The sequence below is a fragment of the Mucilaginibacter sp. MD40 genome (assembly GCF_002288635.1).
In the GTDB taxonomy this organism is placed as follows: Bacteria; Bacteroidota; Bacteroidia; order Sphingobacteriales; family Sphingobacteriaceae; genus Mucilaginibacter.
In genome coordinates this window covers 1,408,269-1,429,187 of record NZ_NRSW01000001.1, presented here as the reverse complement: position 1 = coordinate 1,429,187, position 20,919 = coordinate 1,408,269, and the positions used below count along the sequence as shown (strand labels likewise).

The 20,919-nt window shown below is 44.9% G+C and carries 19 protein-coding genes; 6 read left to right on the top strand and 13 right to left on the bottom strand.

Annotated features, from left to right (window positions below; all coding sequences use genetic code 11):
• The first annotated feature begins 76 nt into the window (after positions 1 to 76).
• From CKK33_RS06370 to CKK33_RS06350, 5 genes are all read left to right on the top strand, one after another.
• Entirely contained in the window at positions 77 to 1,324 is a 1,248-nt protein-coding gene (locus tag CKK33_RS06370) for a YdcF family protein (RefSeq protein ID WP_095703304.1), read from the top strand.
• 1 nt (position 1,325) lies between these two features.
• On the top strand, positions 1,326 to 2,207 hold the full coding sequence (locus CKK33_RS06365; protein ID WP_095703303.1) for a hypothetical protein: 882 nt from the start codon (positions 1,326 to 1,328) through the stop codon (positions 2,205 to 2,207).
• Between the two features lie 293 nt (positions 2,208 to 2,500).
• Entirely contained in the window at positions 2,501 to 5,779 is a 3,279-nt protein-coding gene (locus tag CKK33_RS06360; protein ID WP_095703302.1) for a TonB-dependent receptor, read from the top strand.
• An 18-nt stretch (positions 5,780 to 5,797) separates the two neighbouring features.
• On the top strand, positions 5,798 to 7,333 hold the full coding sequence (locus CKK33_RS06355) for a RagB/SusD family nutrient uptake outer membrane protein (protein ID WP_095703301.1): 1,536 nt from the start codon (positions 5,798 to 5,800) through the stop codon (positions 7,331 to 7,333).
• Positions 7,334 to 7,384: 51 nt separating this feature from the next.
• On the top strand, positions 7,385 to 8,242 hold the full coding sequence (locus CKK33_RS06350; protein WP_095703300.1) for a glycerophosphodiester phosphodiesterase family protein: 858 nt from the start codon (positions 7,385 to 7,387) through the stop codon (positions 8,240 to 8,242).
• A 49-nt stretch (positions 8,243 to 8,291) separates the two neighbouring features.
• Here the strand turns inward: CKK33_RS06350 and CKK33_RS06345 are convergent, their stop codons facing one another.
• Entirely contained in the window at positions 8,292 to 9,644 is a 1,353-nt protein-coding gene (locus CKK33_RS06345) for a hypothetical protein (RefSeq protein WP_095703299.1), read from the bottom strand.
• A gap of 256 nt (positions 9,645 to 9,900) precedes the next feature.
• Between CKK33_RS06345 and CKK33_RS06340 the strand changes: the two genes are divergently transcribed.
• Complete coding sequence (locus CKK33_RS06340; protein WP_095703298.1) at positions 9,901 to 11,259, top strand: APC family permease; 1,359 nt, start codon at positions 9,901 to 9,903, stop codon at positions 11,257 to 11,259.
• On the opposite strand, the gene CKK33_RS06335 is transcribed toward CKK33_RS06340, so the two are convergent.
• The 12 genes from CKK33_RS06335 to CKK33_RS06280 all read right to left on the bottom strand — a co-directional run bounded on the left by CKK33_RS06335 (position 11,234) and on the right by CKK33_RS06280 (position 20,895).
• Complete coding sequence (locus tag CKK33_RS06335) at positions 11,234 to 12,070, bottom strand: amidohydrolase (protein ID WP_095703297.1); 837 nt, start codon at positions 12,068 to 12,070, stop codon at positions 11,234 to 11,236. The two genes, CKK33_RS06340 and CKK33_RS06335, sit on opposite strands and share 26 nt — an antisense overlap.
• A gap of 92 nt (positions 12,071 to 12,162) precedes the next feature.
• On the bottom strand, positions 12,163 to 12,972 hold the full coding sequence (locus CKK33_RS06330) for an OmpA family protein (RefSeq protein ID WP_095703296.1): 810 nt from the start codon (positions 12,970 to 12,972) through the stop codon (positions 12,163 to 12,165).
• An 18-nt stretch (positions 12,973 to 12,990) separates the two neighbouring features.
• Positions 12,991 to 13,653 carry a DUF2461 domain-containing protein gene (locus tag CKK33_RS06325; protein WP_095703295.1) on the bottom strand — a complete coding sequence of 221 codons (663 nt, stop codon included), beginning with the start codon at positions 13,651 to 13,653 and terminating at the stop codon, positions 12,991 to 12,993.
• A 21-nt stretch (positions 13,654 to 13,674) separates the two neighbouring features.
• On the bottom strand, positions 13,675 to 13,953 hold the full coding sequence (locus tag CKK33_RS06320) for a hypothetical protein (RefSeq protein ID WP_095703294.1): 279 nt from the start codon (positions 13,951 to 13,953) through the stop codon (positions 13,675 to 13,677).
• A gap of 13 nt (positions 13,954 to 13,966) precedes the next feature.
• Positions 13,967 to 14,542: a DUF420 domain-containing protein gene (locus CKK33_RS06315; RefSeq protein WP_095703293.1), complete on the bottom strand. Its 576-nt coding sequence runs from the start codon at positions 14,540 to 14,542 to the stop codon at positions 13,967 to 13,969.
• A 93-nt stretch (positions 14,543 to 14,635) separates the two neighbouring features.
• The gene (locus CKK33_RS06310) at positions 14,636 to 15,337 is read right to left on the bottom strand and encodes an SCO family protein (RefSeq protein WP_095703292.1); all 702 of its coding nucleotides are present in this window, start codon (positions 15,335 to 15,337) and stop codon (positions 14,636 to 14,638) included.
• A 2-nt stretch (positions 15,338 to 15,339) separates the two neighbouring features.
• Positions 15,340 to 15,684: a cytochrome C oxidase subunit IV family protein gene (locus CKK33_RS06305; protein ID WP_095703291.1), complete on the bottom strand. Its 345-nt coding sequence runs from the start codon at positions 15,682 to 15,684 to the stop codon at positions 15,340 to 15,342.
• A gap of 22 nt (positions 15,685 to 15,706) precedes the next feature.
• Complete coding sequence (locus CKK33_RS06300; protein ID WP_095703290.1) at positions 15,707 to 16,417, bottom strand: cytochrome c oxidase subunit 3; 711 nt, start codon at positions 16,415 to 16,417, stop codon at positions 15,707 to 15,709.
• 7 nt (positions 16,418 to 16,424) lie between these two features.
• A complete protein-coding gene (locus CKK33_RS06295; protein ID WP_095703289.1) occupies positions 16,425 to 17,003 on the bottom strand; it encodes a cytochrome c oxidase subunit 3 in 579 nt (192 codons plus the stop codon).
• A complete protein-coding gene (locus tag CKK33_RS06290) occupies positions 17,004 to 17,897 on the bottom strand; it encodes a protoheme IX farnesyltransferase (RefSeq protein ID WP_095703288.1) in 894 nt (297 codons plus the stop codon).
• A complete protein-coding gene (locus CKK33_RS06285) occupies positions 17,894 to 18,958 on the bottom strand; it encodes a heme A synthase (RefSeq protein WP_095703287.1) in 1,065 nt (354 codons plus the stop codon). Before CKK33_RS06285 ends, CKK33_RS06290 begins: the two co-directional genes overlap by 4 nt.
• 146 nt (positions 18,959 to 19,104) lie before the next feature.
• The gene (locus CKK33_RS06280; RefSeq protein ID WP_369803588.1) at positions 19,105 to 20,895 is read right to left on the bottom strand and encodes a cbb3-type cytochrome c oxidase subunit I; all 1,791 of its coding nucleotides are present in this window, start codon (positions 20,893 to 20,895) and stop codon (positions 19,105 to 19,107) included.
• Positions 20,896 to 20,919: the final 24 nt, after the last annotated feature.

Sequence of the window (20,919 nt, the reverse complement as noted above, 5' to 3'; positions counted from 1 at the left end):
GGATAATATGATTATAACCCTGCCGTAATATCACTTTAATAATGGTTTAATTAATTTACAAAGCCTAATGTCGCTTATGAAAAAAGCACTATTTGCTATCGCCCTGCTGCTCATTTATTTTCCTTTGTACGCGCAATATGCAGGCGCGCTTCCCGGCTATAAAATTACGCCGGTCGATAGCTGGGTTGGGGCAAAAAATTATTACCTGCTTACACTTTTTAAAAATGATAGCGCAGTGCAGGCGTTACTCCGCAATGACGCCGAATTGAAAAAGCTTTCAGTGAACAAAGCCGAAGCTTTACAGGCTGCCATCGGCAATTGTAAAGATGCTCTTTGCCTCCCCGCCGTACAGCAGTTCAGTAACGAAGAAATTGAGCTGGTGAGTAAAAGGCTAAATGCCCTGTACAAACCGGGCAACGCTTTAGACGAACTGGTGAAAGATCAGCTGATCTCATCGGGTTGTTATATGCTTTATCAAACAGAGACGCCCGTTAACTTGCTGGTAAAAGCTTGGCAACAGGATGCCGCTGCTATAAATTATACCATTAGTGTATATGCGCTTGGGAAAAAACCAAACTATCCGCAAATAGACTCCATTAGCTTTGATGTCCATAAAAAGAGTTACTACACACTGATGTATGATTGTGCAGAAGAAGTAGCCTCGGTAAAAGATAAATCGCTTTTTTTTAGTTTACCGCTGCACGCGGCGCTTACTTACCTGGAAATTAACGAGCGGAACAACGCTGCCGACTTTGAGCCTATGGCCTCCGGTGCCAACAAAGCGGCTGTAGCTGCTATTAAAAAAACAAAATGGGCGAAGTTTCCTTACAGCCATATCCTTGTACCCGGCGCAGGGCCCGACAACCTCACAACGCCACTTAGCGGCGAGGGAATGCTGCGTTGCAGATCTGGGGCGAGAGCTTATTTTGCAGGCAAGGCTCCTTTTATTGTGGTATCCGGCGGGTGTGCACATCCATTTAAAACCAAATACAACGAAGCGCTTGAAATGCGCCGGTATATGATCAATACACTGCATGTGCCGGCCAGCGCGGTAATTATTGAACCACACGCACGGCATACTACCACTAATATCCGTAATGATGCCCGGCTGGTTTTCAGGTACGGCATGCCTTTTAACAAGATAGCCTTGATCGTTTCAGATAAATACCAGAACGATTTTATTATGACAATGGACAAACGCTGTGTAGCCGAACTTAACTATGTGCCTTACAAACTGGGCCGGCGCTTGTCTGATACCGAACTGGAATTTTATCCGCTCATCAGCTCCTTGCAGATTGATGGCGACGAACCGCTTGACCCATAACATGAAAAATATCACCATCGCCTTCGCTCTGTTTACCGCAGTTTTACTTACCGCCGGCTTTGTATCGCAGCATAACATAGATACGCTGATCACCCGCGAAACTACGGTAGATTCATTGGGCGCATGCCAGGGCGTTTCCAGGCAGGGTAACCGTATATTTTTATACGGGGACCGGGAAGTGGGCATAATACGCGAATACCGCTGGCAGCAGGATAGCCTTGTTTACCTGGGCAAGGAATACCGACTTACGGTAAACGACCAGGATGTGATAGGCCACCCAACCGGTATCGCGTTCAACGGGAGCAATAAGGTATTTATAGGTAACTCCATCCGCCTTAATAAAGAAGGTACGCAATGGAAAGCGGTAATTTACCAGGTAAACTGGCCCGGCCTACAAAAAACCGGCACGCTGGATGGTAACCTCATTAGCACCATTGATGATGACGCCTGCATACAAGGTACCCGGCCCGAGTACGTAAAATATGGCGATAAATGGTATGTAGCCACTGCCGACTACGGCGATAAAGGCAACGAAGTAAGATTATACGACCCCGAAAAACTTGCAAATTGCAGCAAAACGTCAGAACCGGGTGTGCTCTATAAGAAATTTACCTGTACACCATGGGTACAAAACCTCCATTGGGTAGCAGACAAAGGAGTACTGATCCTTATACAAAACCAGGTTGAAGGCCGCAGATGGCGGCTCACTTTTGTTGACCTGAAAAAGTCCGTTAAGATGGGCACCATGCAGGTAATTAAGCAGGTAGATATTAATACGCGTATGGACGAACTGGAGGGTTTCACTTTACTCAACGCCGGCAAAGGAATAGCCGTTACCTCATCGCGCAGCAAAAATGTTAACTACACTCTTACCAACTGGTAGCAACCGTCTTTAACAAAAAGTTAACCTGCACAACTCATTGCGTTAAGACAATGACGGTAGCTTTGTTGCCATTATAGCAAAGTTGCCACCTGAACCTTGCTTTTTACACAAAAAGGCAGCTGGCTTTTTATAAAAATTAAAACTGGTTGCCTATGTAACAATATGTCCTCACCCGCTTTTCTATAAGCGTAAAAACACAAAAACCGGAGTTGCGCCAACAATCGTCCGGTTTTAGTTATCGCTTGTCAAATTACTTGTACTACAGAGTCCTTTAACAATTAACACTTAAATGTATGCAAAAAAAGATTACTGCTAATCTTTTAAAGCGAACATTTAACGGTATAGGCTTTATTATATTGTTAATGTTTGCTGTGCCGGCAAATGCCGGTAAACCAGCGGTTAAAACAGCCGCATTTGAAACCATAACCGGTAACGTGGTTGATGAAACCGACCTGCCACTGCCCGGTGTAACCGTAAAAGTAAAAAACACTTCCATAGCCACCAGTACCGATGTAAAGGGCCACTTTAGCATTAATGCTGAAAGAGGCTCCGTACTCGTATTTAGTTTTGTAGGGTACATTAGCCAGGAAGCTGCTTACCAGGGAACACCTCTACAGGTGAAACTTAAACCACAGGCTAATATGCTTAATGAAGTAGTAGCCATTGGTTACCAAACCATGCGTAAAAGCGATGTTACCGGCGCTGTATCAAGCGTAAAAGCTAATGAGCTTAACCTGGCTGCACCTACTTTAGGCCAGGCATTGGTGGGTAAGGTAGCAGGTGTACAGGTTTCACAAACCTCAGGCGCGCCATATCAAAGCACCAAGATACGTGTGCGCGGAGTTGGCTCTTTCAATGCCAGTTCAGACCCGCTGTATGTGATTGATGGTTACCCGGCCAATAATGACGTTTACATTAACCCTGAGGATGTTGAATCAATTGATATATTAAAAGATGCTGCTTCGGCCGCTATTTATGGTTCAAGGGCATCGGGCGGTGTGGTTATTATCACCACCAAACATGGTAAAGAAGGCAAAGGTAAATTTGAATATGATGTACAGGTGGGCAGCGACCAACTGGCCAAAAAAGTAAAATTACTTAACTCCGACCAGTTTGCACAGCTGGTGATAGACGGTCGTAACAATGCCTATAAAGACCTTTGGATAAATACCGGCCACACCTGGAACGACGCCATGTACTCCGACCCTAACGCTACACGTGTGGCTAATGTGGGCAATGCCGGCAGTGTGCAGATTCCGACATATTTATATGATTTCCCAAGCCAATCGCTCATTCACCAAACTGTAAACACTGATTGGCAGGATGAACTCTACCGTAACACCTTTTTCCAGAAACATACGCTTGCGTTTTCGGGTGGCAGTAATGGCACGCGCTACTACATTAGTGGTGCCTACCAAAACCAACCGGGTATCATCGTATCATCTGGTCAGGAACGTTATAACTTCCGCTCCAATGTAGAGTCAGACATCAGCAAGAAGTTCCATGTCGGTGCTAACGTATCTTATACCCAAAACTATAACCGCGAAACGCAGGAAGGCCGCTTTGACCACGGCCCGATACTTGGCGCGCTGATATACATGCCTTTCTTCCCGGCATATAACGCGGATGGCTCGCTGGCCACCAATGCCGCTGCATCTCAATCATCCGCTTACGGCTACCAAAGCATAGAGAACCCTGTTGCCCTGGCCACCCGAACTAAAATTAGCAGGAAAGGGTACCGCACCAGCATTAACGCTGTAGCGTCTTACAAAATAATTGACGCGCTTACCCTGAAAGCTAACGTAGGTACAAACACCTACAATGAGAAATACGATTATTACCTGCCTACCACCCTGAGCAGCGGTGCCAACCCTCCGGGATCACCGCAGGCTATTGCCGCCGCCACTGCTGTCGCGCAAACCACCACCATTAACGACCAGTTAGCCGAGTTTACCCTTAACTACAACAAGCAGTTTGGCAAACACCGTATTGACGCGCTTGCCGGTTACACCGTTCAAAAAACGTCAAGTGATATCGTGGGTGTAACCGCTAAAGGCTTCCAGAACGATAACGTAACTGAAATTACGGGTAAAGGTGCCGATGCTTCCTTCTTCTCCTTAAACAGCAATACCGGTAAAACAGTAAACACCCTGTTATCTTACTTTAGCCGTGTAGCTTATAACTACGCTAACAAATATTATTTAACAGGTTCGTTCCGTGCAGATGGTTCAGCCCGTTTCGGCACCAATAATAAATACGGTTACTTCCCATCAGTAGCCGCCGGATGGACGCTTTCAGAAGAGCCTTTTTATAACAATTTGCTGGGCGATCAGTCAACCGTTAAACTTCGTGCCAGCTGGGGTTTAAGTGGTAATTACAATATCCCTAATTATGGTTACCGGCAAACCTTCTCCAACCCTACTGGTGTGGTATTTGGCGCGCCGGGGGCTGTTGCATCTGCTACTTATCCTAACGGACTTACAGACCCTAACCTGAGCTGGGAGTCAACTTCGCAATACAATGTTGGCGCCGAGTTTGGTTTACTAAAAGGTCGTTTAGCGCTTATTGCTAACTATTATATCGGTAAATCATACAATCTATTGTATAACCAGCCCATATCAGCTATATCAGGCGCAACCACTATTCTTACCAACCTGCGCAACGCGGAGATCAGGAACAGCGGCTTCGACTTCCAGTTGGATGGCCGCGCGGTAAGCACCAAGGATTTTACGCTTAACCTAAGCGGTAACATCTCTATTAACCGCAACATGGTAACCAAGTTAAGCAGTAACAATACCATTATAATTAATGGTGCCGAGCGCTCTTACCTTACCAATATTACCCAGCAGGGGCAGCCTGTAGGTATGTTCTATGGCTTTAAGGTAGCCGGTATGGTAACTGCCGATAATATTAACAAAGTAGCGCCATCAGCCTCACAATCGAACCCGCTGCACGTTGGCGACCTGTATTTCCAGGATACCAACCATGACGGTATAGTTAACGATGCCGATAAAACCGTAATTGGTAACCCCTACCCGGATTTTACCTACGGTTTTGCCGTTAACGCTACTTACCGCAAGTTTGACCTTAGTGCATCATTCAACGGCTCTAAAGGCAACCAGGTATTGGATGGCCAGGATTACTACCTGTACAATATGGAAGGCTCGGGCAACCAGTATGCCGATGTTGCACAACGCTATCGCGATGCGGCTAATCCGGGCAATGGGGTAGTTTACCGTGCATCACGCGCAGGTACGCAAAGTAACAGCACACGCTTATCTACCTTTTACCTGCAGGATGGCTCTTTCCTGCGTTGTAACAACATTACCTTGGGCTATACCCTACCCAAGACTATTGTAAGTGCTATCGGCATGAGCAACCTACGTATCTACGGTACAGTCGTTAATGCCTTCACTATTACCAAATACAAAGGCTATAACCCCGAGGTTGATTACAACTTTAGCAGCGGCGCATCAAACAATACGCAGCCGGCCAACCTGGCACCGGGTATTGATTATGGCGTGTACCCGCTGGTACGCTCATACAACCTGGGCATAAGAGCTACATTCTAATTTTTAATGATTAAAGAGATGAAGAAAAATATAATCATATCCATGAGTGCAGCGCTGCTTGCTTTAGCCATGCCCTCATGTAAAAAAGATTTCCTGGACCAGAAAAACCCTAACGCCATTGCTCTTAGCGAAGCCTTAAAAACACCATCAGATGTTTTAAGCGCGGTGAATGGTATCTACCAGTCGTTACGCAACAGTAATAACATTGGCGAAAACAGCGGTTTGTGGACAGATGAACGCTCGGACGATACGGGGCGGAACGACAATCAATCCAACGCCGGCGAACCCTTCCAGTTTAACGATTTTTCGTTACTGCCAAGCAATACTTACCTAAAGAGCCACTGGGTATCGTTATATGGCACCATTGCCCGCGCCAATGTGGTATTATCAAACATTGATAACGTAACCTTTACCGATGCCAACCAGAAACAACAATATATTGCCGAGGCCAAATTCCTGCGCGCGGTAATGTACTTTCACCTGGTGCGCATGTGGGGCGATGTTCCTTTGGTAACCAAGCAGCTTACTTATACAGAGCTGCCTGCCAATACTTTCCGCGAAAAACAGGCAACTGTTTACGGGCAGATCGTAGCCGATCTTAAAGACGCGCTTAACAGCACGCTGCCCGATCTTCAGTCAGGTTCCGGGCTGGGCCGTGCTTCAAAAGCCGCCATTAATGCTACCCTGGGGCAGGTGTATTTAACAATGGCTACTACGCAGGACCAAAGCAAGCGTACCGAAAACCTGAACAATGCAAAAACCTACCTGCTTGCTGCCTACAACGTACGCAAGTTTGGGGCGTTAAGCAGTATACCTTACACCGATGTGTTTGATGTTTCAAAAAAATCAACCTGCCCGGAGATCATCTGGCAGATTGTGAACAAACAGGGTGACCCGGTTTACAGTTCATCCATAGCAGCTAACAACCAGGCTAAAGGCGAAACTATTAACTCACTTGTTACCTCATCAGGCGTTGGCGGCAACGTAACCCGCGACCTGATCGTAGAGTATGAACAAGGCGACCCGCGCATGGCTTTTTCAGTAAAATTTGCCAATGACCCAATTGTTAAGGATTACTTTATTACCAAGTACCGCGATACCAGCCCAACGGCATCTAACCTGGGTTACGGCGGTAACGACTGGATACTGATCCGTTATGCCGACGTTATACTGATGCTGGCCGAGGTAAGTAATTACCTGGGCGACACAGGTAGCGCTATCAGCTACCTGGATATGGTACGTACCAGGGCGGGTATGCCAACTTATGCCGTATCATTAACCAACCCGGCCTATGCTGCAAAGTATACCGACCTCAGGATGGCTATCCTGCATGAACGCCGTGTGGAACTGGCTTTCGAGCACCATCGTTGGTTTGATCTGCTACGCACCTTTACTACTGATGAACTGGTTAATTATTTCAAGGGCAAAAGTCAGTCGAACTTTGGTATAGCTAAACTGGCTAATTTTAGCTCGAAAGACAGGTACTTCCCTATTCCGTTTGATGAATATAAACTGAACCCGGAAAAAATGTATCAAAACCCGGGCTATCAATAAATTTATCATAAGGGGGATTTTCTTATCCCCCTTTTTATTTATAACCGATATATGAAAATCAGATCCTTTTTTATTTTATTGCTTTTAGGTGCAGGGCAGGCATTTGCTCAAAAAACTGTTATGGTTACTGCTCACCGCGGCGACTGGCGTAACGCGCCCGAAAATTCGTTGAGGGCATTTGAAAACGCAGCCGCCATGGGTGTTGATATGGTGGAGCTGGACTTGGGCAAAACCCGCGACAGCGTTCTCATTATTATGCACGACCAAACCATTGACCGAACCACCAATGGTAAAGGCCGCCCGTCTGACTATACTCTGGCCGAACTGCGTAAATTTGGTTTAAAAAACGGGCTTGGCAGGGTTACCCGCAACCCTATCCCTACCTTTAAGGAGGTAATGCTGGCATTGAAGGGAAAACCGGTAATGGTTAACCTGGACAAAAGCTATCCTTTTTACCGCGAAGCTTATGCCGTATTGAAAGAAACGGGTACGCTAAAACAGGCTGTTTTTAAAGCCGAAGTTACCTACCCCATGTTGCATCAGCGCTATGGCAGTTTAATTGACAGCATTACTTATATGCCCGTTGTTAACCTGGATAAAGCTGATGCCCGGGCTAACATCAATGATTATCTGCAGCACATGAAACCGTGGGCTTTTGAACTCAACTTTAAAAGCGACACCTCATCGGTATTAAAAGATAATAAATTTATTAACCGTACAGGCGCCCGTGTTTGGCTAAACGCTTTATGGGCTTCTTTAAACGCCGGGCACGAAGATGACCTGGCAGTTGAGGACGGCAATACCAAGGATAGCTGGGACTGGCTTATAAACCACGGCGCGGCTGTTATACAAACAGACCGGCCAAAAGAACTGCTTCAATATTTACGCAGTAAGCATCTGCATAAATAATTATTATAAACCAAACAGGCTCGGCTGAAACGGAGCCTGTTTGGTTTTACTATTGTTGCTTAATCTTCCGTATACGGTTATTATTCATATCGGCTACATAAATAATACCGTTGGTGCCCACTACTATACCCGCAGGAGAACTAAACATAGCGTTGCTGCCTACGCCATCTGTAGTGCCTGTAGCATTTGAGCCTGCCACAACTGACAGTACATGATCTTTATTGATCTCCAGCACTCGGCCGTTGCCGTCTGTGATAAACATATTATTGGCAGCATCTATCGCAATGGCCTGTGGCACTCCTATCGGAGCCGCTACAGTAGAATCGGGGCCACCTGCAAAAGTAGTTACAGTGTTATCTGTGGCAATCTTACGGATAGCACGATTTTGAGGTTCAGCCACGTAAATATTACCTGTGGCATCAATAGCTATACCACTCGGGCTGTTAAAAGAAGCACTGGTACCCACAGCGTTGGTATACCCCTGCGTATGATTACCCGCCAGGGTGGTTACCACACCACCGGGCGTAACTTTACGGATAAGGCCGGTACCGCTATCGGCTACATACAGGCTACCATCGCTGCCCATAGCTAATGCTGATGGGGCACTAAAGCTTGCATCCGTACCTGTAGCATCTGTGTAGCCGGCATTACCGCTGCCAGCAAAGGTAGTAACTACGCCTGCGGGTGTTACCTTACGGATAAGGTTGTTACCCAAATCGGCCACATACAGGTTGCCCGCGGCATCTATCGCCAAACCGGCAGGCGCGTAAAAAGATGCCCCGGTTTCGGTGCCATTTGCGCCGCCAATACTACCCGAACCCGCTATGGTAGTAACCATGCCATCTGGTGTAATTTTACGAATACTGCAATTATAACTATCGCTTACATACAGGTTACCAGCCGCATCTACTACTGTACCAAGCGGATTGTTAAACAAAGCTGATAGGCCGCTGCCATCAGCATAACCGGCGATAGAACCGGCAAAGGTTGTTACCGTGCCGTATGCCGGTGCGACAGTACCTGTTTTAAATTGTATTACACTGCCGTATGAGGCACCACTGCTGTTACTGGCATAAGCCCGGGCGTAATAAGTGGTGCCTGGTGTAAGGCCTTTTAAGGTTACCACAAAAGAGTGCGAATTTAAGTTTCCAACTACCTTGTTATCGGCGGTAGTGGGTTGCTGGTTGGCCGTGCTGTAGCAAATGCCAAATTCCGTAACCAGCGCATTTTGGCTGGTGACCAGGCCGCCTGTCCAGGCTTGTGTGCCCGAGGCATCAACAATCACGTCATTGGTGGTTATCTGGGGTAATACCAGCTGCTCAGAGGTACCTTTATTGCATGCCGCAAAACAAATTGCCAGGGCCAGGAGTAATAAATTAAAACGGGTAATGATATGTTTCATACAAATGCTATGTTTTTACGCCGATAAATGTCAGCGTTGGTAGTTGATGAACACTAAAAACAAGTGTTAATTATTGTTAAACCAACACACTTGTTACACACATTAGAGTATTTAAAATATTTGTAAACAGCATGTTACAAAAACACAGTAATGTGAGTAGAAAACCGCCGACAAGTGATTACATAAGCCTGACCTAATCAATTTCTGCACTTAGCGCATAACTGTATTTTTGTAAAATTAACTGGTACCCTTAGCAATGGCTGAAAACTCACTGGCACGGCGCCTTAGCCTAATACAAGCCACTGCAATAAACATGACCGATATGGTGGGCATAGGCCCATTCATTACGTTACCCATGGTCATTCATATGATGAACGGGCCGTGGTTCTTATATGCCTGGCTCGCTGGTGCCCTGCTTTCTTTTATCGACGCGATGGTATGGAGCGAATTAGGCGCGGCGTACCCTATGGCGGGTGGCTCCTACAATTTCCTGAAAGAAACCTATGGCAAACAAAAGCTTGGCCGCCTCATGAGCTTTTTGTTTGTATGGCAAACCATGATACAGGCGCCCCTCGTGATCGCTTCGGCGGCTATTGGCTTCGCGTCGTACTTATCTTATTTGCTGCCATTGTCGCCAATAGCATCTAAGCTGGTTAGCGGCGGTGTGGTCATTAGTATTATCGCGCTGCTTTACCGCCGTATAGAATCAATCGGCAAAATAAGCATGATATTGTGGATAGGCGTTTTGGTGACCATGCTATGGATCATTGGCGGGGGCTTGCTGCATGGCAATTTCCTTTCGCCCATTAAACACATTAATGATGGGCTTACATTGAATTACGGCTTTGTAGCAGCCATAGGTTTTGCCAGCGTAAAAAGCGTTTACAGCTACCTGGGCTACTATAATGTTTGCCACCTGGGTGGTGAAATTATTAACCCCGGCCGTAACATTCCCCGAAGCATGTTCCTGTCCATTGCGGGCATAGCCATTTTGTATATGCTGATGAATGTAAGCGTTGTAAGTGTAATACCCTGGCACCAGGCTAAGGACAGCCAGTTTGTGATAAGCGACTTTATGGAGCGACTGGCCGGAGATACCGCGGCGAAAATTGTGACCTGCCTTGTTTTGCTGGTAGCGTTCTCATCTGTATTTTCGGCTACATTGGGTTATAGCCGTATCCCTTACGCCGCCGCTGCCGACGGCGCTTTTTTCAGGATATTTGCCAGGCTGCATCCTACCAAGCATTTCCCCTATGTTTCTTTACTGGTTTTAGGAGGTATCGCTTTTATATTTAGCCTGCTGTTTAAGCTGGGCGATGTAATCAGCGCTATATTGGCCATGCGCATTGTAGTGCAATTTATAGCCCAGGCCTTTGGCCTGTACCTGCTGCGCCGCAGAAAAAGCGATGCGGTTTTTCCCTATAAGATGCCGCTGTTCCCCATACCCATATTTTTAGCGATACTGATATGGATAGGTATACTCATTTCAACCGGCTGGCATATGGTAGCGGGTGGTTTAAGCGCAATATCTATTGGCATAGTGGTTTACTTTTGCAAAGCAAAATTAAAAAAGGAATGGCCTTACAAGCCTACACCTGCAGTTGATAAAAGTTAATAGCATTTAAACCCCAGAAGCGTTCCTGCTCGTGCTGGCTTAGCTTTTTAACATAATTATCCGCCAGGGCGAAAACCTTGTTATAGCCCCCGGCCACATTACACACCGGCCAGTCGGAACCATACATTACCCTTTCGGCACCAAAGGCGTTAAAAACTATATCCATATAAGGATCAAAATCGGCAGGCTGCCAATGGTTCCAGTCGGCTTCGGTAACCATACCGGATATTTTGCAGCTCACATTTTCATATTGCGCCAGTTGGATAATGTCTGTTTGCCACTGCGTTATCTCCTCTGCCTTAATAAACGGCTTTGCCAAATGGTCTAGCACAAAACGCTGGTTCGGAAAAGCCTTTACCAATTCGGCGGCAAACGTCAGGTGCCTCGGAAAAATGAGTATATCATAAGTAAAGCCATATCGCTCAAGCAAACCTACCCCTCGCATAAAATCCGGGTGAAGCATATAGCGGTCATCAGGCTCCCCCTGTAAAACATGGCGAAAACCTTTCATGAGCTTTATCTCCTGGTAATGTTGTAAGCTTTCTTCGGCCACGGGATCCTTAAGGTCAACCCAACCTACCACGCCTTTGATGAAACTGTTATGTTGCGCAAGCCCCAACAAAAAATCATTCTCGGTAATTGTCTGGTCGGCCTGTACAGCTACACAGCCTGCAATATTATTCTCAGCCAGCAGTGGCTGCAGATCGGCAGGTAAAAAATCACGCCGGCATACCTGCATATCGTCATTTATCCAGGCGTGCCTACCCGCGTCATAAAGCCAAAAGTGCTGGTGGCTGTCGATCTTTAACATAGCTATTTAAGTTTATTGATTGGCGCTAAGCTAAGGGCAAAGGTATTACAAACAAAAAAGTCCCTCACATTTTTTGGGAGGGACTTTTTGTGTTATTTACTAATGAGGTTATACAATTCATCCAATCGAGGGGAAAGTACAATCTCTATACGCCTGTTTTTAGATAGCGCTTCAGGAGTTTCAGAAGTATCAATCGGCTGGAACTCGCCTTTACCGGTAGCGGTTAAACGGTGAGGGTCAACATTTTCCGTTTCGGTAAGATAGCGGGTAACCGATGTAGCGCGCAGCACGCTCAGGTCCCAGTTATCTTTTATCTGCCCAAGATTTTTTATCTTCTTGTTATCGGTATGGCCTTCAACCGCGATGTTGATATCCGGTTCTTTGTTCAAGACCGCTGCCAGTTGTTTAAGCGCCTGCTTACCCTTTTCGTCAATAACAATACTACCTGATGGGAAAAGCAATTTATCCGTAAGCGAAACGTATACTTTGCCGTTACGAATATCAACCGTTAAACCGCTTTGCTGGAAACCCAGCAGCGCTTTCTGCAGTTTTTCCTTTAGCGCGTTAGTGGCCTCATCACGTTTGCGCAGTATTTCTTCCACTTCCTTTAAACGAGCTTCGCGCTTTTGCAGATCGCTGGATAGCTGAGTTACTTTTGACGAGCTTGCATTGTAATTACTGTTAAGCGAGGCGTAGTTAGATCTTAGCTGAGCCAATTCCCGGCGTATACGCGCGGTATCAGCCACAAGGCCTGCCACCTGGTTCTCCAGCGTTGCTGTACGGGCTGATAGTGAATCACGCTCGGCCAGCAGGGCCTTATGCTTTTTGGGCGACATTACCACGCACGATTGCAGTGCCGCGGCAACAAGCACAACGGCGAAAAATACATGTCTGAATTTCATAGTTTAAAAGTTAAGGTGTTATGCCAGCGCGTTAAGCAGGAAAACATTTAAAGGATATATTTTACTGCAAACATCTGTTATTTCTTTTACAGCGTTTTTCCCGGTAATTTCTTTATCGGTTAAGTTATGCCAGGCTATAAAGCTTTTTAATTTCAGTAAGTCGATATTCTCGTTATCGGCATCGTAGCCCTTGGGATTGGTTTTTAGTTGTTCCTGCCCCCTGAAATCACCAAATAGCTTAACAAACTCTTTATCATCAATGATCTTCTTAAGGTCTGCAGCGTTATAGTCGATCTCCTGGCGGATAGCCTTGAGGTGGTCTGCCTCAGGCATCCAGTAGCCCCCGGCAATGAACGACTTGCCCGGCTGTATATGCAGGTAATACTCCACACCGCCATTCTTGTTGCCCTGGGTAGGCAGGCTTACGCCAAAGTTATTTTTATAGGGCAGTTTATTTTTGCTGAAACGTATATCGCGGTAAATACGCATCACACACTTTTTAGGGTCAAGGTCCGGGCTGATGGCCGGGTCAATACTGTGTAGGCCGGCTATCACTTTTGAAGTAAATGCCAGCACATCTTCACGCGACTGATCGTAACGGTCCTTATTGGCCTGAAACCAATCACGGTTGTTATTGTCAGCAAGGTCTTTTAAAAAAGCGAGTGTTTGTGATTGTAGCATGGCAGATGATGTGTGTACTGCTTAATTTAAATTAAACTTCTCGCCGCGCATATTAAGGTCTACATTTTTACGGCGGTACTTTTTGTACCAGATCACGCCCAGCACAGCCACAGCAAGATACGGTGCAGCAAGCAAATACATAATGCCATTATTTAAACCATGAGTAGCGCCATCGCCACTTTTGGCATTGGTTTCTACTGCTGCCGTACATGCCGCGCATTGGGCTTTTACGTTTACAGTTGAGGTTACCATTAACCCGAAGGCTAACAGCAGGTATAAAAATCTAAGGCTCTTTTTCATTTTCTTCAACCTGTTAAAAGTGGTAATACGGTTTGATCATCAAATATACGATGACACCAGATATTGTGACGAATAACCATAAAGGAAACGTCCATCTAACTAATTTCTTATGTTTTTCTACCTGCATTTGTAAACCGCGGTAGAAACTCAGCAATATTAAAGGCAACACACCTGCCGCTAATACAATGTGCGGAACCAATATTGCCAGGTATACCTTGCGTGATGTACCTGCGATAGCCCTTTCAGCCTCGTTCAATACGCCATCGCCATTGGCATCTCCGTAAAGTGTATCGTTACGCATTAAATAATGGAACAGGATGTACGATACCAGGAATAACGAAGACAAGCAGAACGTAAGAATATTAATGCGCTTGTGCATAGTAATATTTCCCTGCTTAATGTAATACAGCGATACCATTAACAGCACACTGCATGTACCATTTAAAATGGCATTGAGCAAGGGCAAATATGGCGTAAAGGCTGGCGGCGTGGCCGGGCCCGGTATTAAATGACGGTTAAGTACAATTACCACGGCAATAACAAATATGGTTATGCCGGCAACAAATCGGAATATGAATTTATCAGTCATGTTATTGTAGATTCAAGAATCAAGATACAAGAATCAAGATTCTATAATAAATATCGAAGCTTTGTCTTGCCTCTTGATTCTAATATCTTGGCTCTAATATAGCGCTTTATCCACCTTGCGCAGCTCTTCGGCGATCTGCACCTTTATCTCGTCGTTAAGCTTGGTAATGTCGGCATTGCTGGCACCTGCATAGTAACCGCGTATGCGCTTTTCAGCGTCTATTAGTATCAGTTTATCACTGTAAATAAACTCATCCTTACCCGGTACCTTCAGGGCATCAACCAAAAAGCCTTTACGGGCTAAGTTATATATAGCTGTGTTATCGCCAGTAAGAAACAGCCACTTATTGGTAGCTTCAAACTGTCGCGCGTATTGTTTCAGCACAGCGGGCTTATCCTTATCCGGGTTAACAGTTATGGTAAGGAAATATACCATAGGGTTTTTCCGGTAAGCGTAAACCAGTTCGCTCACGTTCTTATTTACCGCGCTGCAAACAGTGGGACAACCGGTATAAAAAAAGTTAGCAATGAATATCTTTTTATCAAAGTTTTTAAACGATACTTCTTTGCCGTTCTGGTCGGTTAATTTAAAGTCGCTTAATTTATGATAGATGGTATCGGGTATATACTTACCATGAAATTTATGCCCGGTAGCAGCCACCTGCTTAGGGCCGTAAAAAGGAAGTGGCTTATAGCGGTTTTTCCCTTTTGCGGTTAGTAAATAATATAAAAATCCCGGTAGCGCTAATATGGCTACCAGGATCATTATTTTTTTGGCAATAGAAGCTTTACGCATTTCTATCTTAGTTCAGTCCAGTAATGGCTTTCGTTTGTTAGTACCAGTATTAAACCAATAATAAAGAGTATAGGTACTATAATAGAGATCATTAAACCAATGCGCTCAAACTTTAAGTGCATAAAGTAAGCTACAATGTAAAATGCTTTGAACAATGTAAGTACTATGTAAATAGGGTTTGCCCAGTGCAAAGGAATGTGTCCTTTTGGTACCAGCCACAACGCTATAATAAATTCAATTACGGTAATACCTAATAATATGGCAAATACCTTCCATATTTTACCACGCGACATTGATTCGTGTTCGCCGTGCTCGTCGTGGTTTAATTCTGCGTTTTCTGATGACATGATGTTATATCAGGTTAAATTTTTAAACTAAGTAAAAGAAAGTAAATACAAACACCCATACCAGGTCTACAAAGTGCCAGTAAAGGCCTACTTTTTCAACCATCAGGTAGCTGCCGCGTTTTTCGTAAGTACCGGCAAGCACGTTAATAGTGATAATGATATTGATCACCACACCGCTGAATACGTGGAAACCGTGGAAACCGGTAATGGTAAAGAACAGGTTAGCGAACTGGTGCGTACTGGTTACTGATACCGCTTCATCTTTACGGAAATACTCGCCTAACTCATGCGGAATGCTACCCCACCAAAAACCTTCGTGGTGCAGGTGTGTCCACTCCAATGCCTGGCAACCCAGGAACATGAAACCACCAATAATGGTAGCGATCATCCATCCTACTACTTCCTTTTTTGCCATACGATGACCTGCCTCAACAGCCAGTACCATGGTTACAGAACTCATGATAAGGATAAAGGTCATTAAACCTACAAACACAAGGGGTGCCCCGTGGTCAATCATGCCCGGAACAGACTGGAATATCAGGTCGGCAGCAGGCCAGGTGCTTGAGCTAAAGCGTAAAGCGCCATAAGCGATGAGCAATGATGAGAAGGTAAATGCATCTGATAACAGGAAGAACCACATCATCATTTTGCCATACTCAACATTGAAAGGTGATTTACCACCCGCCCACGGCGTTGTTTTTAATTCATCAATAGAAGATACTTGTGCACTCATTGTGTTTTTAATATTGGTTCAAAAGTAAAAAAACATACAGATAAATCCATATAATATCGACAAAATGCCAAAATATTGAGGACATCTGCATACTAAACAAATTTTTAACCTGGGCTACATTACGGTAGCTGCGGATAAGGGTATTAACTAAGAGTAATAAGCCTGCTAAAATGTGTAATAAGTGCATCCATATAAATACGTATACGAATGACTGTGATGCATTGGGGTTGCTGAAATATACCCCCATTGATGGCAGCAGTATTAACCACGCATAAACCTGTATAACAAAAAATGCTATACCAAGTGCAATGGTTACCCACAGGAACAGGCGCTGCCTGGCAAACTGCAGGCGCTTGGCCGCGTTTGATGCCAGAAACATACTAATGCTGCTCACCGCTATAATAAGGGTGCTGTATAAAAATATAGGCGGCATTTTAAAATTTAAGCCATGCTTGCCGCCACCTGCATAAACGATAAAACCACTGGTTAAAGCCGCAAAAAACATAAATGATGTGAATATGAATATCCACATATTGAACTTTTTGGGTGCCAGGTTTAACTTATCTTCTTGTTGTATCCGGGCCATTTACTTTACAATAAAATCAAACAAAAACATTAACTGCACTACAGGCAGGTAATAAAAAGATCCAAACATTAGTGTACGCGCAGCTTTTATTTCCAGCGTGCGTAATAGGTTAAACGCCTGATATAGAAATATCAAACTCATTATCAATGATACGCCGCCTACATAGTAACCACCATAACCATAAATAGTTGGTAATAAACTCACCGGTACAAGTATCACTGCGAATAAAAAAGTAACAAGGGCGCTGGTTTTGTCGCGCTTCGCGGTAGGCAATAACCGGAAACCAGCCAGCTTATAATCATCATCCAGCACCCAGGCTATCGCCCAGAAATGCACAAACTGCCATACAAACTGTATCAGGAACAGTATTATAGCAATCTCGTCAATACGCCCGTGAGGTTGCCCTGCAACATATCCGATCAACGCGGGTAATGCACCAGGTATAGCTCCTACAAAAACCGCGGCCATGCCATTGACACGTTTAAGCGGTGTGTAAGCAAAGGCGTAAAGCAGTATAGAAAACACCGACAAAAGCCCAGTAAGCAGATTAAGCGACCCTAATAAGTACGTGCCAATGATACCCATGCCCATACCCAAAACGAGCCCCTGACCGGTGGTCATGCGCCCTGCAGGCATTGGCCTGTCCATCGTACGTTTCATCAGCTTATCATACTTTACCTCAATTACCTCATTGAAACAATTGGCTGCTGAAGTTACCAGGAAACCGCCGATAACCAGCTTGATCCAGTTTAACCACATGGTAGTACTGTAGAGCGAACCCCAGGTATTGCCACCATTTGCCTTTACAGCAATAATAAATGATATGGAAGCCGAGAACGTAACCAAAAAGGTTAAACGCGACTTGATGAGTTTTGAAAAATCGCTGCCTTTCATTGCCCCGCCCCCTGCACGTTTTCTGATTTAAACAGGTTCAACAATAAATAAAACTGGGCGCCAAACATTAAACTGGCCAGCACAATGTGCGATGCCTGCGCAAAAGGAGGCAAAGCGAAATACGATAAGGATATGCCGGTAATAATTTGCAGCATGATCATGAGAAACGTAAAGCTCATAAGTTGTTGCTGCACGGCGTGCCTGTTAAATTGCTTGCGGATAAGCGCGTATAAAATAAGGTTAAGCGCCAGTACTACCAGGGCTATGTCGCGATGTTGCGTAAATATATCGCCGGCACGCTTCACCCAGCTATCGCGATAGCTGCCTTCCAAATGTGTAGCTACAGCATCTACTTTTTCACGCACTTCTGTACCAAATGTTATTTGCAGTACGCTTATCGCTAATACAATTAAAGTAAGCACCTGCACCAGCGGCTTCACGGTAACTTTATAACGCCCCTGCACTTTAGCCATATGATAAGTAGCTATACTAATAGCCAATATTGCCAATGCAAGTAACATGTGTACCGTAACGATCCAGGCTACCAAATTGGTTGACACCACAATAGAACCTAACCACCCCTGAAAGCCTACCAGAAACAAATTGAACACGCTTAAAAAGATGATGAGCTTATTGGTTTTGCGATATTTAAATGAATAAACGGCACATAACAATAAGAATACTCCGGATATAGCACCGATCAAGCGGTTGATATACTCCGTCCAGGTACGGGCAGTGTTAAATTCTTCAGGTACCAGTATAGATTTATCATTACGAATACGCATAGCCAGTTGGCTATAGCCAAAAATATCCAGCATTTTAGCGAAGCGCTGGTTTTTGTCCATACGCTTTTGCACATAGGTATCTTTATAATTTGCAGGTAATTCTGAGAGGCTGGTTGGCGGTATATAGCGGCCAAAACATTTAGGCCAGTCAGGGCAACCCATACCCGAGCCGGTGCTGCGCACCACCCCTCCTGCCAATATCAATACAAATAAGAGTATGATAGTAATCAGGTTGAGCTTAATGAATATATTGTTACCGGATGCTTTTATGCCCATTTAGATTATTCCTAAAAAACAAGGGTATCTATTTAAAGTCGTAAAGTTCAAAGCTTCAAGTCGAAAGTCTGTTTAACAACTCAGGACTTATACTTAAGACTTAGGACTTAAACAGATACCCTAAAGATCAGAGATCAGTATTTTTATTACTTAACCTGCTCGTTGCTTTGTTGAGTACTTGCCCATTTAGCATGCTCCTCAAGACCTGTAGGATTATCCTCAAAGTCATGCGGAAGGTTTGAGCTCATGGTTTGTGAAAGCGGAACAGTTTGTTGTATAAAGTCTTCGTCGGCGCCAGGTTTGCTGTAATCATATGGCCAACGGTATACTGACGGAATTTCTCCCGGCCAGTTGCCGTGGATATGTTCAACTGGAGCAGTCCACTCAAGGGTATTAGCTTCCCAAGGGTTTTGTGTGGCTTTTTTACCGAAGAATATAGAGTAAACAAAGTTGAACAGGAACGCGCACTGCGCTACTGCCGCCATAATAGCTGCCCAAGTGATAAAGGTATTAACTGACAACCACTGTTTCATTGACTCAAACTCGGTGAAAGCATAGTAACGACGTGGAACGCCATCCAAGCCCATGAAGTGCATTGGGAAGAATACCAGGTAAGCGCCAATAAATGTTAACCAGAAGTGCAGGTAACCTAAACGCTCGTTCATCATGCGGCCGAACATTTTAGGGAACCAGTGGTAAACACCGGCAAGCATACCAAATATAGCCGCCGAACCCATTACTAAGTGGAAGTGAGCTACTACGAAGTAAGTATCGTGCAGGTTGATATCCAAAGCGGCGTTACCCAGGAAGATACCGGTTAAACCACCAGAGATAAAGAACGACACCATACCGATAGCGAATAACATGGCCGCTGTGAAACGGATATTACCTCTCCAAAGGGTAGCCAGCCAGTTAAACGTTTTTACCGCTGAAGGTACCGCGATGATCAATGTGGTGATCATGAACACACCGCCCAGGAACGGATTCATACCTGTAACGAACATGTGGTGCCCCCATACAATGAATGATAATACGGTGATACCGATAAGCGAGTAAACCATTGCATGGTAACCAAAGATAGGTTTACGAGAGTTAACCGACATTACCTCTGATGATATACCCATCGCAGGCATAATTACGATATATACCTCAGGGTGACCCAGGAACCAGAACAAGTGCTGGAACAGGATTGGGCTACCACCTTCAAAAGGTTGTACTTGTGAACCGTTCAATACAATTTCTGATAAATAGAAGCTTGTACCAAAACTACGGTCAAATATTAACAATACTACACCTGCAACTAATACAGGGAATGATAAGATACCCAGGATAGCGGTTAAGAAGAATGCCCAGATAGTTAAAGGCATTTTCCAAAGGTCCATACCTTTGGTACGCATGTTTAATACGGTACTTACATAGTTGATACCACCCATTAATGATGAAGCGATGAACAATACCATACTGGTAAGCCAAAGCGTCATACCCATACCTGAGCCTGGCATAGCCTTTGGTAAAGCAGATAATGGAGGGTAGATCGTCCAGCCACCGCTTGCAGGGCCTTTTTGAACCATAAATGATGATAACATGATCACGCTGGCTAAAAAGAAGAACCAGTAAGAAAGCATGTTCATAAATGGTGATGCCATATCGCGGGCACCTAACTGCAATGGAATAAGCAGGTTACTGAAAGTACCGCTCAAACCGGCTGTTAACACGAAGAATACCATGATGGTACCATGTATGGTAACCAGCGCCAGGTAAAAGTTAGAATCCAAACGGCCACCCGGTGCAAAACGGCCCAGCAATGTTTCCATTAAAGGGAACGCCTTATCAGGGTAAGCCAGCTGGATCCTGAACAGGATAGACAAGATCATGGCAATAACCGCCATAGTAATACCTGTGATCAGGAATTGCTTGGCAATCATTTTATGGTCCATACTAAATATATATTTAGATATGAA